The organism is Amycolatopsis sp. NPDC114478, assembly GCF_055633805.1.
Genome location: NZ_JBVKDO010000020.1, coordinates 53,498 through 66,195 on the forward strand (window position 1 = coordinate 53,498; position 12,698 = coordinate 66,195).

At 69.9% G+C, this 12,698-nt stretch carries 14 protein-coding genes; 7 read left to right on the plus strand and 7 right to left on the minus strand.

The genetic code is table 11. The features are described 5' to 3' along the window. The first annotated feature begins 30 nt into the window (after nucleotides 1-30). Nucleotides 31-1,410, plus strand: coding sequence for an RNA polymerase subunit sigma-70 (locus ACZ7OH_RS39875; RefSeq protein WP_470285643.1), 1,380 nt, complete (start codon nucleotides 31-33; stop codon nucleotides 1,408-1,410). Here the strand turns inward: ACZ7OH_RS39875 and ACZ7OH_RS39880 are convergent. After that, a complete protein-coding gene (locus tag ACZ7OH_RS39880) occupies nucleotides 1,407-3,602 on the minus strand; it encodes an MMPL family transporter (protein ID WP_470285644.1) in 2,196 nt (731 codons plus the stop codon). The two genes, ACZ7OH_RS39875 and ACZ7OH_RS39880, sit on opposite strands and share 4 nt — an antisense overlap. Before the next feature lie 205 nt (nucleotides 3,603-3,807). Between ACZ7OH_RS39880 and ACZ7OH_RS39885 the strand changes: the two genes are divergently transcribed. Continuing rightward, nucleotides 3,808-4,398, plus strand: a complete 591-nt coding sequence (locus ACZ7OH_RS39885) for a TetR/AcrR family transcriptional regulator (RefSeq protein WP_470285645.1) — start codon at nucleotides 3,808-3,810, stop codon at nucleotides 4,396-4,398. Nucleotides 4,399-4,401: 3 nt separating this feature from the next. Here ACZ7OH_RS39885 and ACZ7OH_RS39890 read toward each other — a convergent pair whose 3' ends face one another. After that, complete coding sequence (locus ACZ7OH_RS39890) at nucleotides 4,402-4,935, minus strand: RNA 2'-phosphotransferase (RefSeq protein WP_470285646.1); 534 nt, start codon at nucleotides 4,933-4,935, stop codon at nucleotides 4,402-4,404. 33 nt (nucleotides 4,936-4,968) lie between these two features. Further along, a complete protein-coding gene (gene soxR / locus ACZ7OH_RS39895) occupies nucleotides 4,969-5,430 on the minus strand; it encodes a redox-sensitive transcriptional activator SoxR (protein ID WP_400881227.1) in 462 nt (153 codons plus the stop codon). A gap of 53 nt (nucleotides 5,431-5,483) precedes the next feature. Here soxR and ACZ7OH_RS39900 point away from each other — a divergent pair, with 53 nt between their 5' ends. Further along, complete coding sequence (locus ACZ7OH_RS39900; RefSeq protein WP_470285647.1) at nucleotides 5,484-6,176, plus strand: thiamine pyrophosphate-dependent enzyme; 693 nt, start codon at nucleotides 5,484-5,486, stop codon at nucleotides 6,174-6,176. Next, entirely contained in the window at nucleotides 6,176-7,060 is an 885-nt protein-coding gene (locus ACZ7OH_RS39905) for a transketolase family protein (protein ID WP_470285648.1), read from the plus strand. The genes ACZ7OH_RS39900 and ACZ7OH_RS39905 overlap by 1 nt, the downstream gene beginning before the upstream one ends. Here the strand turns inward: ACZ7OH_RS39905 and ACZ7OH_RS39910 are convergent. Next, nucleotides 7,038-8,177: a hypothetical protein gene (locus tag ACZ7OH_RS39910; protein ID WP_470285649.1), complete on the minus strand. Its 1,140-nt coding sequence runs from the start codon at nucleotides 8,175-8,177 to the stop codon at nucleotides 7,038-7,040. The two genes, ACZ7OH_RS39905 and ACZ7OH_RS39910, sit on opposite strands and share 23 nt — an antisense overlap. Nucleotides 8,178-8,457: 280 nt before the next feature. Between ACZ7OH_RS39910 and ACZ7OH_RS39915 the strand changes: the two genes are divergently transcribed. Continuing rightward, complete coding sequence (locus tag ACZ7OH_RS39915; RefSeq protein WP_470285650.1) at nucleotides 8,458-9,057, plus strand: NUDIX hydrolase; 600 nt, start codon at nucleotides 8,458-8,460, stop codon at nucleotides 9,055-9,057. Here the strand turns inward: ACZ7OH_RS39915 and ACZ7OH_RS39920 are convergent. The 3 genes from ACZ7OH_RS39920 to ACZ7OH_RS39930 are packed head-to-tail and all read right to left on the minus strand — an operon-like array spanning nucleotide 9,046 to nucleotide 11,010. Then, entirely contained in the window at nucleotides 9,046-9,576 is a 531-nt protein-coding gene (locus ACZ7OH_RS39920) for an NIPSNAP family protein (RefSeq protein WP_470285651.1), read from the minus strand. The genes ACZ7OH_RS39915 and ACZ7OH_RS39920 overlap by 12 nt on opposite strands. Nucleotides 9,577-9,609: 33 nt before the next feature. Then, complete coding sequence (locus tag ACZ7OH_RS39925) at nucleotides 9,610-10,785, minus strand: acyl-CoA dehydrogenase family protein (protein ID WP_470285652.1); 1,176 nt, start codon at nucleotides 10,783-10,785, stop codon at nucleotides 9,610-9,612. A gap of 48 nt (nucleotides 10,786-10,833) precedes the next feature. After that, complete coding sequence (locus ACZ7OH_RS39930) at nucleotides 10,834-11,010, minus strand: hypothetical protein (RefSeq protein WP_470285653.1); 177 nt, start codon at nucleotides 11,008-11,010, stop codon at nucleotides 10,834-10,836. 170 nt (nucleotides 11,011-11,180) lie between these two features. On the opposite strand from ACZ7OH_RS39930, the gene ACZ7OH_RS39935 reads away from it, so the two are divergent. Together ACZ7OH_RS39935 and hisH are read left to right on the plus strand one after the other, a co-directional pair. After that, complete coding sequence (locus tag ACZ7OH_RS39935) at nucleotides 11,181-12,035, plus strand: hypothetical protein (RefSeq protein ID WP_470285654.1); 855 nt, start codon at nucleotides 11,181-11,183, stop codon at nucleotides 12,033-12,035. Between the two features lie 32 nt (nucleotides 12,036-12,067). Continuing rightward, complete coding sequence (hisH, locus tag ACZ7OH_RS39940) at nucleotides 12,068-12,685, plus strand: imidazole glycerol phosphate synthase subunit HisH (RefSeq protein WP_470285763.1); 618 nt, start codon at nucleotides 12,068-12,070, stop codon at nucleotides 12,683-12,685. Nucleotides 12,686-12,698: the final 13 nt, after the last annotated feature.

The window sequence follows — 12,698 nt, forward strand, 5'->3', positions numbered from 1 at the left end:
CCTTTCGCCGTCGCGGGCGGTCTGCACTGCATGACGACGACGGAGTGGCCGGACGAGTTCGCCCGGCGGGCCGAACCGTTCCGGCGTGAGCTGCTCGCACACTGCTACCGCATGGTCGGCTCGGCCGACGACGCGGCGGACCTGGTGCAGGAGACGTACCTGCGGGCCTGGCGGTCCTACGGCACCTTCCAGGGCCGCTCGTCGCTGCGCACCTGGCTCCACCGGATCGCGACCAACGCCTGCCTGTCGGCGCTCGACCGAAGCGGCAGGCGGGCGTTGCCGTCCGGTCTGGGCGGTCCGGCCGACGACCCGGACGCCCCGATCCCGGCGGCGCTCGAGGTGGCCTGGCTGGGGCCGGTCCCGGACGCCCTGGTGAGCGACCCCGCCGCGCGGGGCGGCGTGCGGCTCGCGCTCGTCGCCGCTCTGCAGTACCTGCCCGCCCGGCAGCGAGCCGTCCTCCTGCTCCGGGAGGTGCTGGGGTTCAGCGCCGCCGAGGTCGCGGCCATGCTCGACGTCTCGGTCGCCGCGGTCAAGAGCACCCTGCAACGCGCCCGCGCCCGGCTCGACGAAATCTCGCCGTCGCCCGACGACGTCGTCGAACCGGCCGACCCGCGCGCCCGGGAGCTGCTGCGCCAGTACATCGCGGGGTTCGAAAACGCCGATCTGGCCGCCCTCGAGAAAGCGCTGCGCACCGACGCCGCGATCGAGCTGGTGGGCACGCGGACCTGGTTCTCCGGCAAGGTGCGCTGCCTGCGGTACCTGGCGCACGTGCTCGGCGTGCCCGGCGACTGGCTGATGACCCCGACCCGCGCGAACGGCCACCCCGCCGCGGCCACCTACCACCGCACCGCCGACGGAACCCACGAGGCCCTCGGGGTCGCCGTGCTCGAGGCCACCCCGGCCGGGATCGCCCGGATCACCGTCTTCCCCGGCGGTCCGGCCCTGGTCGCGGGCTTCGGCCTTCCCGCCACGAGAACCCCCGTGCCGGCCGACGAGGAGTTCCGGGCCTACAACGAAAGCGTCATCAGCGAGTTCCGCGCCAACCACGGCACGGTCGCCCGGCCACCGTTCCCGATCCTGCCGCTGACCACGACCGGGGCGCGCACCGGACGGCGGACGACGGTGCCGCTCGGCTTCGCGGTCGACGACCGGGGCCGCGTCTTCGTGGTCGGTTCCAAGGCGGGCGCTCCCCGGCACCCGGCCTGGTTCCACAACCTCCGCACCAACCCGGCGGTGACGGTCGAGCTCGGCGCCGGCACCTACCAGGCCCGGGCCGTCGTGACGACCGGCGAAGAACGCGACCGCCTCTACCGCACGGTTTCCGAGGGCGCTTCCGCCTACGAGCAGAACACCGACCGGGTGTTCCCGGTGATCCTCCTCGACGGCGTTCCCGCACCGACCACGGGCTAGTGGCTCGCGCCGACCAGTTCGCGCTCGTCGTCATCGGGTGCGGCGTCCAGGTGCTTCGTGAGCTTCTCGCCCTCGACGTCCACGTCCGGCAGGATCCGGTCCAGCCACTTCGGCAGCCACCACGCGCCGCGGCCCAGCAGGGACATCACCGCCGGCACCAGCGTCATCCGGACCACGAACGCGTCCACCAGCACGCCGAACGCCAGCGCGAAGCCGATCGACTGGATCAGCGCCGACTCGGCCAGGATGAACCCGGCGAACACGCTGATCATGATCAGCGCCGCCGCGACGACCACCCGCGCGCCGTGGCGGAAGCCGGTCACCATCGCTTCCTGCGGCTCCGCGCCGTGCACGTGCTCCTCGCGCATCCGCGTCACCAGGAACACCTGGTAGTCCATCGCCAGTCCGAAGAGGACACCGATCAGCAGGATCGGCAGCATGCTCATGATCGGCCCGGTCGACTTGACGCCCAGCAGGTCCGTCAGCCAGCCCCACTGGAACACCGCGACCACCGCGCCGAACGTCGCCGCGACCGAGCCGAGGAAGCCGATCGTCGCCTTCAGCGGCACCACCACCGAGCGGAACACCAGCATCAGCAGCACGAACGCCAGCCCGACGATCAACGCCAGGTAGGGGAGCATCGCGTCGGACAGCTTCGCCGAGACGTCGATGTTCGCCGCGGTCTGCCCGGTGACGGCCAGCTTCGCGCCCGTCGCGTTCTCCAGCACACCGGATTCGCTGCGGATCGCGGCGACCAGGTCCTCGGTCCGGGTGCTGCTCGGCCCGCTCTTCGGGATCACCGTGAGCAACGCCGTGTCACCGGTCTGGTTGACCCGCGCCGGGGTCACGGCGGCGACGTCGGGCAGCTTCTGGATGTCGGCCGCGGCCTGGCCGAGCGCGGCCTGGCGGTTGGTGCTGGCGCCCGTGTCGACGACGACCAGCAGCGGCCCGTTGGAGCCTTCGCCGAAGCTGCGGCTGGCGATGTCGTACGCCTTCTTCTGCGTCGACTCGGGTGCGGCGGTGCTGTCGTTGGGCAGGCCGAGCTGCATGCCGAGCGCGGGCAGCGCGACGACGGCCATCCCGGCCAGCGCGACGAGCAGCACGGGGATCCGGTGGCGGGCCACGAACCGCGCCCAACGCTCGCCGTGCGTCGTTTCGACCGGCTTGCGGCGCAGCCGGATGCGGCCGTCGGCGACCCGGGCGCCGGCGAAGCCGAGGACGGCGGGCAGCAGCGTCAGGGCGATGAGCACGGCGACCGCGACGGTCACGGCCGCGGCGACGCCCATCTGGCCGAGGAACGGGATGCCGACGACGGTCAGCCCGGCCAGCGCGATGATGACGGTCAGCCCGGCGAACACGACGGCCGAACCGGCCGTGCCGACCGCGCGGCCGGCGGCTTCCTCGGGCTCGCGGCCGAGGCTCAGCTCGTGCCGGTAGCGCGAGACGATGAACAGCGCGTAGTCGATGCCGACGGCCAGCCCGATCATCAGCGCGAGGATCGGCGTGTTCGAGTTCAGCTCCAGGAACCCGGACGCGAGGAAGATGCCCGCCATCCCGGTGCCGACGCCGATCAGCGCGGTGAGCAGCGGGATCCCGGCGGCGACCAGCGAGCCGAAGGTGATGATCAGCACGACGGCGGCGACTGCGACGCCCAGGCCCTCGGTCGCGCCGGTTTCGGGGACGCCCTGCACGGCGTCGCCGCCGAACTCGACGGTGAACCCGGCCGCGCGGGCATCTTCGGCGGGTTTTTGGAGGGCGGCGCGGTCACTCTCGGTGAGTTCGTACGCCTTCGCGCCGTAGCTGACCTGGGCGAGCGCGACGCGCTTGTCGGGCGAGATGGACTGCGCCTGGAACGGGTCGACGACGGCGGAGACCTTCGGCGCCGTCTTCAGCTGCCCGACCAGGGCCTCGACCGCGGCCTTGCCCTTGGCGTCGGTGACCGCGGTGCCAGCCGGGGCTTCGATTACGACGCGCGCGGTGGCGCCACCGGCGTTGGCCTGCGGGAACTTCGCGGTCAGCTGGTCGACGGCCCGCTGCGACTCGGTGCCGGGGATCGTCACCGAGTTCGACAGCTGGCCGGACAGCGTGAGGGCGCCGAGCCCGAGCGCCACGAGGACGGCCGCCCAGACGGCGGCGACCAACGCCCGCCGTCGGAAGGACGCCCGGCCGAGCCGGTACAGGAATGTCGCCACGAGTCAGCTCCGTTTCGCCCGAACGGGGTCGGTTCACTCCAAATGATTACTGACCAAGCTAGCCGATCGGCAAGGAGACCTCCAAGCCGATCGGCAAGTATGTGACTTGCCGAACAGCAAGGTTTATCCCAGCCGATCGGCTAGTAGTCGGTTTGCCGATCGACAGGGCGTGACGTACGCTCCGACGGCTCGCTGAGGAGGAAGAATGACCGCCGGCCCGGACGGGGACACCCGGACCCGACTGCTGCAGACCGCGCTGCGGCTGTTCACCGAACACGGCGTCGAGGGCACGTCGCTGCAGATGATCGCCGACGCGCTGGGGATCACCAAGGCCGCGGTCTACTACCACTTCAAGACGAAGGCGGAGATCACCGAGGCGGTGGCCGAGCCCGGCGTCCGCGACCTGGACGAGCTGGTGCTGCGCGCGGCCGCGCAGAAGCGCCGCGGCGCGCAGGTGGACCTGCTGCTGGAGGGGTTCGTCGACCTGGTGATCCGGCACCGCGCGCTGGTGGCGCTGTTTTCGAGCGACCCGGGGATCGCTCGCGCGATCGAGAAGTCGGCGCACGGCGGCATGGAGGGCTTCGGCCAGGCGCTGCTCGGCATCCTGTCCGGCCCGGACCCGACGCCGGCGGCCCGGGTCAACGCGATGGTCACGCTGACGGGCATCGCGATGGCCGGCGGTTCCCCCGACCTGGCCCGGCTGAGCGACGACGAGCTGCGCACGGAGCTGCTGGACGTGGGCCGCCGCCTGCTGGGCCGGCCGCGCCGCCGCGGGCTCGTTTCGGTGACGCCTTAGCCTTCAGCCGACGCGGTACAGGTACTCCGGCGGCACCGCCGCCGTCAGCCACACGCCGTTCGCACTCACCTGGAACGCGTGTCCCGCGGCGGTCATCCCCGCGGCGTCGACGCGCAGGATCACCGGCTTTCCGCGCCGGGCGCCGACGGTGCGCGCGGTGTCAACCGTCGCCGAGAGGTGGACGGCATGGCGCTTCATCGGGCGCAGGCCCTCGCGCAGGATCGCGTCGAGGAACTTCGCGACGGTCCCGTGGTAGAGGACGTCCGGCGGGACGGCGTCCGCCAGCCCGAGGTCGACGTCGACGCTGTGGCCCTGGCTGGCGCGGATGCGCGTGCCGGTCTCGTCGAAGGCGAAGCGGCGCTTGTTGTTCGTCTCGACGACTTCGTCGAGCTGCTCGCGGGTGATCGCGAGCGCGCGCAGGAGCGCGTCGACCGGGGCCCAGCCGTCCGGGCTGAGCGTGAGGCCGATGGCGGCGGGATCGTGGCGCAGGTGCAGTGACAGCCGCTTGGAGATGCGGGTCGTTTCTTTCTCGTTCATTTCCTGCCCAGGATCCCGCGGCGGGCAAGCGATTTAGATGCCGCCTTCGACCGCGGGACGCAGCTTGCTCGCCCCCGGCCCGAAGCGGGCGAGCGCGTCGTCGTTGTTGTAGAGCGCGCAGCTGCGCAGCGACAGGCACCCGCAGCCGACGCAGCCGGTGAGCCGGTCGCGGAGGCGTTGCAGGGCGTCGATGCGGGCGTCGAGCTCGTGCTGCCAGTCGCGGGACAGGCGTGCCCAGTCGGCCTTCGTCGGGGCGTGGTCGGCGGGCAGCGTCTTCAGCGCGGAACTGATGTCTTCGAGGGAGAGCCCGACGCGTTGCGCGGCGCGGATGAACGCGATCCGGCGCAGCACCGAGCGCGGGTAGCGGCGCTGGTTGCCCGCCGACCGCTCCGAGCTGATCAGCCCTTTTTCCTCGTAGAACCGCAGTGCCGTGTGCGGCACCCCGCTGCGGTCGGCGACCTGTCCGATGCTGAGATGTTCAGCGAGCCTCGTCACCTGCTCAGGCTATCCTTGACTTCGAGTTTAGTCGAGGTTGCATGGTCGGAGACATGACCACTGCGACCGAACCGGGCTACGCGGACCTGCCCCGCCTGATTTCCCTGATGACCGGCGACGACAAGCACCAGGCCGCCGCGGAGTCCACTGTGGACGTTTTGTGGGTGCTCTACGACCGCGTGCTCGACATCACGCCGGCCAATTTCCGGTCACCGGACCGCGACCGCTTCCTGCTGTCCAAAGGACACGGTCCGATGGCGTACTACGCGGTGCTGACGGTGAAGGGCTTCCTGGAGGCGGCGGAGCTGCCGACGTGGTCGAACGCGCTGTCCCGCTTGGGCCGCCACCCGGACCGCCGCCGCGTCCCCGGGGTCGAGATCTCGAGCGGCTCCTTGGGCCACGGCCTGCCTCTCGGTTTGGGAACGGCGCTGGGCCTGCGAGCCCGCGGCCTGGCGTCGAAGGTGGTGACGCTGGTGGGTGACGCGGAGCTGGACGAGGGATCCAACCACGAGGCGATGGTCGTCGCGGCCCGCTCCGGCTTGGAAAACCTGACGACGGTGGTGATCGACAACCAGTCGTCGACGCAAGGGTGGCCAGGAGGAATAGGGCGCCGCTTCGAGCTGGAGGGCTGGGAGACGCGCACGGTATCCGGCCGCGACCACTCTTCGCTGTACTCGGCGTTCACTTCGCCGCATCCCGGCCGGCCGTTGGCTGTGGTCGCCGTCGTCGAGCCGAAGGAGCTTTGATGAGGGAGACGTTTCTCCGCGTCACGGAGGAGATCTTGGACGCGGACCCGGACGTGGCGGTGGTGCTGGCGGACATTTCGGCAGCCCAGCTGGCGGCCGCGGCGCGGCGTCACCCTGAGCGAGTGATCAATGTCGGGATCCGCGAGCAGTTGCTGGTGAGCACGGGGGCGGGGTTGGCGCTGGCGGGGCTGCGGCCGATCGTGCACACGTTCCCGTCGTTCTTGGTGGAGCGGGCGTTCGAGCAGATCAAGCTGGACTTCTCGCACCAGGAGGTGGGCGGGGTGCTGGTGTCGTACGGGGCTTCGTACGACATGTCGGCCGCGGGGCGGACGCACCAGTCACCTGGGGACGTCGCTTTGATCGATTCGTTGCCGGGGTGGACGGTTCACGTGCCGGGGCATGCTTCCGAGGTCCGTCGGTTGCTGTTGGAGTCGATCCCTGGAGACGGCCGTGTTTATCTGCGGTTGTCGGCGCAGACGAATGCTGCGCCGCATCTGGGGGTCGGTTTCACCCGGCTGCGGTTCGGTTCTTCTGGCGTTGTGATCGCTGTCGGCCCGGTGTTGGACCGGGTGCTTCGGGCTTGTGCCGGCTTGGATGTCACGGTGCTTTATGCGTCGACGATCCGACCTTTCGACTCGGCTGGCCTTCGGTCGGCGGTGCTTGCGGCTTCGCCTTCGGTGGTGCTCGTTGAGCCTTACTTGGCGGGGACTTCGGCTTACTGGGCTACGGAGGCGTTGTCGGACGTGCCACACCGGTTGAAGTCGTTGGGGGTGCGGCGTGACGCGGAGGTCCGAACGTACGGAGAAATCCCGGACCACGACTTGGCTCATGGACTGGACGCGGGATCGTTGAGGCTGTCGATCAGGGATTTCCTGGGGGAGTAGGCGGAGGATCGGCGCCGGTGCTGGGGGCGTCGGCAGCGGGATGTCGGTACCGGAAGTTGACTTTGCTGTCTCCGCCCAGCAGCGCCATCAGCTTTGCGTTGTTCCGCCGCTCGCCGGCGGTGCTCCCCGGGAGCCGGAGGTGCAGGCTTTCGTAGAGCCTGAACCGGTTCAGGTCGAGCAGAGTCCGGATCATGCCGGTGTATTCCCGCGCGGCTGCCACCGATGCCCGATAAGAAAGGTACGCGAGGACATAGGGGGCCAAGGCAACGAGGAGCCACCAGCCATCGGTGACGAGGAAGAGCGCGCTTTCCGCGGTCGCGACCAGCGCGGTCGCGCACAGGCGTACAGCCGTGTCCATTTGCTGGCGGGTGTCCTGCAGGTAGTTCAAATGCAGTTCGGGCGCCACGAGCGCGAGGTGCGGTGTCGTCTTGATGGCCTTGAGCCCGTACTGGCCGCCAAGGGTGTCCTCCGCCTGGCGCAGGACATTACCGAACCTCGTCGGCATCGTCCTCGGCGTACTCGGGTACTCGTCCAGCGCCGCCGGGATCGACTCGGCCGCGGCGTGCAAACCACTCACCGCGAACCCGTCGTCGCTCGTGAACCTGGCCTTGAGATTCAGCTGCCGCTCCGTCTCATTCCAGCCGTCGGGGTCCTCCGCATGGGGTGACCTCTCGCGCAGGGCGACGTAGTACTCCTCGCGGAGCAGTTTCAGCAGATACATGTCTCGCCGTCGCTCGAGGTCGTTCTGCAGATCCCTGAGCCGGGCGCGACGCTTCCGATGCCGGACGATCCGCAGGCGCAGCAGCTGCCTCGACAGCCGGGAACTGCCCCAATAGCCCTCCAGCAGCCTGGTCAGGCCGACCTGCAAGGGGTGCAGGAAGAGCGCGAATACGACGGCGGCTAAGAACAGCCACGCCGCTCCGCTGAGGGTGAGCCCGGCGATGCCGTGCACCATCTTGGCAAGGTCGGGAACACCGGCTCCCCAGCTCCCGCTGGACACCAGCATTGTCGTCCACATGGTCAGGAAGATCGACGGAACCATGCTGACGACGCTGAAGTACTGCCCGATCTGGTTGCCGAGACCAGTCACGGCATCGGGAATCGAAGGTCCGGGCATGAGCTAGTTCCAGGGACCGACGAACTTCTTGCAAACCGGGCAGAACGCGAGGTCCTCCTCCTTTTGGAGCACACCTTTTCCGCACCGGGAGCAGATCTTGCTACTGCGGCTCTTGTCTTCGCCGGGCGGGTTGATAGGCGGGAACCTTCCGGCAGCGGCTGCTATCAGCCGCGTCAGGCTGAGGACGAGCCGAAGTCGTCGCATCCGCCTCACCCCGCCCTCCAGGATCCGACCATGGTAGGTCAGCATTCAAGCTCCGTCGACAGGCCGAGGTGAGGTGATGATGGGCTTCTCGCCCTGGGCGGTGCCCGCTGTGGGGATCGCCGTGATCGCCGTGGCCGGGGTGTTCGGGGCCGGCTGGGCCTGGGTTGCCGTCGGGGCCCTCCTCGCCGCTGGGATCGGCTGGCTCGGCTGGGTGGTGCTTCGCGAGCCGCGGGCCGATAGCGTGGCGGGTATGGGGTCCAGCATTCGGCCGATCGCGCTCGGTCTGGTTCGGCGGCGTGATCACATCCTTGTCTTCGAAGGGCGCGATGATGTCAAAGGCGAGACCTATTACCGGCCCCTCGGGGGTGGGGTCGAGTTCGGCGAACGCAGCGATGAAGCCCTCAAGCGCGAGTTTCGCGAGGAACTCGATGCCGACATCAAGGTCGGCGAACTCCGAGGCGTCCTCGAGAACGTCTTCACCTGGCGGGGCAACCCTGGGCACGAGATCGCCTTCGTCTACGCCGCCGAGTTCGTCGATCCCGAGCTGTACGCCAAAGACGAGATGAAGATCCTCGACGATCCCGCCACCGCGATCTGGGTGCCGCTGGCCGACTTCCGAGACGGCCGCAAGATCCTCTACCCCAACGGGCTCACCGAACTGCTCTCATCGGAGTAACGACCTCGACGTCGGCTCAAGCAACTCGGAGCCGGGAGAAGGCGAACGGCTGAACGACACCGTGAACGGCCCGTCCGTGCGCACCGGCAGCTGCGGGAAGTTGTTCGGCCCGGGCTCCGTCTCGAACACCGCGAAAGCCGACGGCGATGCCTCCAAGGAGACGTGTACGCCCGACCCCGGTGGGGGCGAAGCCAACCCCCGCACGACCGGACGCAGCAACAACACGTTGTCCGAGTCCACCATCGTCGCGTTGGCTTCGGCCCGGAAGCGACGCCACACCGGCCCGAAGTAGAACGCGGAAAGGGCCTCAGCGCGGGCGGCAAGAGAAGAGAACCCCCGCAGCCACACGAACTCGTCCGGCGAAGCCGAACTCCGGAACAACCCGAACAGATGCGCCCCGACCGCCTCCTGCGGCTCGACGAACTCGCGCTCGAACAGCGCGATCAGCTCATCCCGGCGCCCCGGGTGCAGGGTGTAGCGGCGCAGCTCCAGCACCGTCTCGAACGATGAAAAGTCCACGACCCGCACACTAGAGACCACCACCGACAAAAATCAGCGGAACGCCGCCAGCCCCGTCACCGCCTGGCCGAGCGACAGCGCGTGCATCTCCTCCGTGCCCTCGTACGTCAGGACCGTCTCCAGATTCGCCATGTGGCGCATCACCGGGTACTCCAGCGAAATCCCGTTCGCACCCAGCATCGAGCGGGCCGAGCGGGCCGCGTCCAAAGCCGATCGCACGTTCGCCATCTTGCCGAAGCTCACGTGGTTGTGGTGCAACGTCCCCGCGTCCTTCAGCCGCCCGATCTGCAGCGCCACCAGGCCGGCTCGGTTGACCTCCACCAGCAGGTCCGCCAGCTTGCGCTGCGTCAGCTGGAACCCCGCCAGCGGCTTGCCGAACTGCGACCGCGACAGCGTGTACTCCAGCGCCGCCTCGTAACACGCGCGCGCCGCGCCGACGACGCCGAACAAGATCCCGTAACGCGCTTCGTTCAGGCACGACAGCGGCCCGCGCAAGCCCCGGACCTCGGGGAACGCCGCCGAGGACGGCACCCGGACGCTGTCCAGGACCAGCTCCGCCGTCAAGGACGCCCGCAGCGACAGCTTGTGCTTGACCTCGTTGGCCGTGAACCCCGGGGTCGACGTCGGGACGACGAAGCCGCGGATTCCGTCGTCGGTCTGGGCCCAGACCACCGCGACGTCCGCGACCGTTCCGTTGGTGATCCACATCTTCGTGCCCGACAGCACCCAGTCGGACCCGTCGCGCACCGCGCGCGTCCGCATCGAGCCCGGGTCGCTGCCCGCGTCCGGCTCGGTCAGGCCGAAGCAGCCCAGCGCGTCGCCCGTGGCCATCCGCGGGAGCCACTCCTGCCGCTGCTCCTCGCTGCCCCACTTGTGGATCGCGTACATCGCCAGCGACCCCTGCACCGACACGAAGCTCCGCAACCCCGAGTCGACGGCTTCGAGCTCCCGGCACGCGATGCCGTACGCGACCGCGCTGGTGCCGGCGCAGCCGTAGCCCTCCAGGTGCATGCCCAGCAACCCCAGCGAGCCGAAGCCCTTGGCCAGCTCGGCCGCCGGCAGCGAGCCCGACTCGTACCAGTCCGCGACCTGGTCCAGCAGGTTGTCTTTCGCGTACGCGCGGACGGCGTCGCGGATGCCGCGCTCCTCTTCGGCGAGCCCGGCGTCGAGGTCGAGGAAGTCGTGCGGGTCAGGGGTGCGGCTGCTCATGAGGGCTCCCGGGGGACGCGTCGATGCGGCCCCCGCAGGAAACCACAGTCAGGCGTCTGTCTTGTGCGTGGCGTTCGTCACGCGGACAGCAGACGCGGACGGCGTGCACCGCGGGCGGACCTGCTGGCGCGGGATCAGCAGCTCGCCGAACTGCGGAAACGGCACGCTCTCGATGTCGTCACGCCAGGCGCGCAGCATCTGGGACAGCAGATCGTCCTCGGCCATCTTCGCCTCCCTGGCGTCCGGTCGCGCGGGCTCAGCCCACACGATCGGGTGACTTGATACCCGGCGAGCGGGACGGTGAAACGTCCTTCTCCAAGATTCTTCCGGCGGGCGAGCCCTCCGTGGCAGAATCGCGTCGCCGCCGCCACCGCCTCAACTCCCGAGGAGCGCACATGCGCGCGGCCAGTCTGCTCGCCCTCACCACCGCCGCCCTGCTCACCGCCACCGGCGTCGCCACGGCGCACGAGTCCGCCTGGCGCCAGGTCGGCCACACGACCGCCGAGAACCGGGTCAGCGGCGAGGGCCTCACCACGCTGCGCCTGCCCGGCCACGCGCCGGAGATCGTCTACCGCAACGGCGCCACCATCCCGCAGCCGCTCAAGGACGAGGGCTGGGGCCACGTCGGCGACCCGGACTCGCTGCGCGGCTACGTCTTCGACGTCTACCAGGACACCGTCACCCCGACGCCGACCAGGAAGATGTACCTGGTCACCCAGCCCGACGGCACGACGACGGAGTTCGTCCACCCGCTGCTGCCCGACGAGCCCGCCGCGAACGCCAACGCCCAGGTCGCCGCCACCCCCGACGGTCAGTGGCTCGTCTCCGGCCCGCTCGGCGAGATCGACCGCCTCTACATCTCCCCGACGCCGTTCCTCAACCCCCGCGGCCCGAAGACCGCCGGCGATCTGCCCGTCGCCGCCCGCATCCACCTCGACCACCACATCCGCAGCGCCCAGGGCTGCGACTTCGTCAGCCCGACGCGCCTGATCTGCGCGACGAGCGACCCGTACAACGACCTGTTCCCGACCAACCTGCAGCTCCTGCAGATCGACCTCCCGCGGCCCCTGAACGGCCACGACGTCACCGCGAAGGTGCGTGAAATCAGCCAGGTCCCGCTGGTCAGCACCTGCACCGGCACGTTCACGCCGGAGGGTGTCGACTACGACGCCGGCGTGCTGCGCGTCGAGGTCGTGCCGCCGGCGCCGTGCAACACCGTGACGGACGTCTATTCGTTCGAGCGCCGCTGAGCCCTCCGGCTACGCTGGGTGGCGTGTCTCGTGTGGTGATCCTCGACTACGGTTCCGGCAACCTCCGCTCAGCCGAACGCGCTGTGGCGCGCGCCGGGGCCGAAGTCGAGGTCACCGCCGACCCGCATGCCGCGATCGAGGCCGACGGCCTGGTCGTGCCCGGTGTCGGCGCCTACTCGGCGTGCATGGCGGGGCTGCTGGACGTCAAGGGCCACCGGATCATCGGCAAGCGCCTCGCCGGCGGCCGTCCGGTGCTCGGCATCTGCGTCGGCATGCAGATCCTGTTCTCCCGCGGCGTCGAGCACGGCGAGGAGACCGAGGGCACGGGGGAGTGGCCGGGGGTCGTCGACCGGCTCCACGCCGACGTCCTGCCGCACATGGGCTGGAACACCGTGCGCGCGCCCGCGGACTCGCAGCTGTTCGCGGGGCTCGACCCGGAGGAGCGGTTCTACTTCGTGCACTCCTACGCGGCGCGCAAGTGGGAGCTGGAATCGGGCATCGGCCAGGAGCCGAAGGTGACCTGGGCCAACCACGGCGAGGACTTCGTCGCGGCGGTCGAGAACGGGCCGCTCTGGGCCACCCAGTTCCACCCCGAGAAGTCCGGCGACGCGGGCGCGAAGCTGCTGAAGAACTGGCTCGCGACCCTCTGACCGGGTGACGCGG

What these genes read in the sequence shown, in the direction of transcription:
- ACZ7OH_RS39875 (WP_470285643.1), top strand. Translation starts at nt 31, where the DNA reads ATGACGACGACGGAGTGGCCGGACGAGTTCGCCCGGCGGGCCGAACCG.
- ACZ7OH_RS39885 (WP_470285645.1), top strand. Translation starts at nt 3,808, where the DNA reads ATGACCGCCGGCCCGGACGGGGACACCCGGACCCGACTGCTGCAGACC.
- ACZ7OH_RS39890 (WP_470285646.1), bottom strand. Translation starts at nt 4,935, where the DNA reads ATGAACGAGAAAGAAACGACCCGCATCTCCAAGCGGCTGTCACTGCAC.
- ACZ7OH_RS39900 (WP_470285647.1), top strand. Translation starts at nt 5,484, where the DNA reads ATGACCACTGCGACCGAACCGGGCTACGCGGACCTGCCCCGCCTGATT.
- ACZ7OH_RS39905 (WP_470285648.1), top strand. Translation starts at nt 6,176, where the DNA reads ATGAGGGAGACGTTTCTCCGCGTCACGGAGGAGATCTTGGACGCGGAC.
- ACZ7OH_RS39910 (WP_470285649.1), bottom strand. Translation starts at nt 8,177, where the DNA reads ATGCCCGGACCTTCGATTCCCGATGCCGTGACTGGTCTCGGCAACCAG.
- ACZ7OH_RS39915 (WP_470285650.1), top strand. Translation starts at nt 8,458, where the DNA reads ATGATGGGCTTCTCGCCCTGGGCGGTGCCCGCTGTGGGGATCGCCGTG.
- ACZ7OH_RS39925 (WP_470285652.1), bottom strand. Translation starts at nt 10,785, where the DNA reads ATGAGCAGCCGCACCCCTGACCCGCACGACTTCCTCGACCTCGACGCC.
- ACZ7OH_RS39930 (WP_470285653.1), bottom strand. Translation starts at nt 11,010, where the DNA reads ATGGCCGAGGACGATCTGCTGTCCCAGATGCTGCGCGCCTGGCGTGAC.
- ACZ7OH_RS39935 (WP_470285654.1), top strand. Translation starts at nt 11,181, where the DNA reads ATGCGCGCGGCCAGTCTGCTCGCCCTCACCACCGCCGCCCTGCTCACC.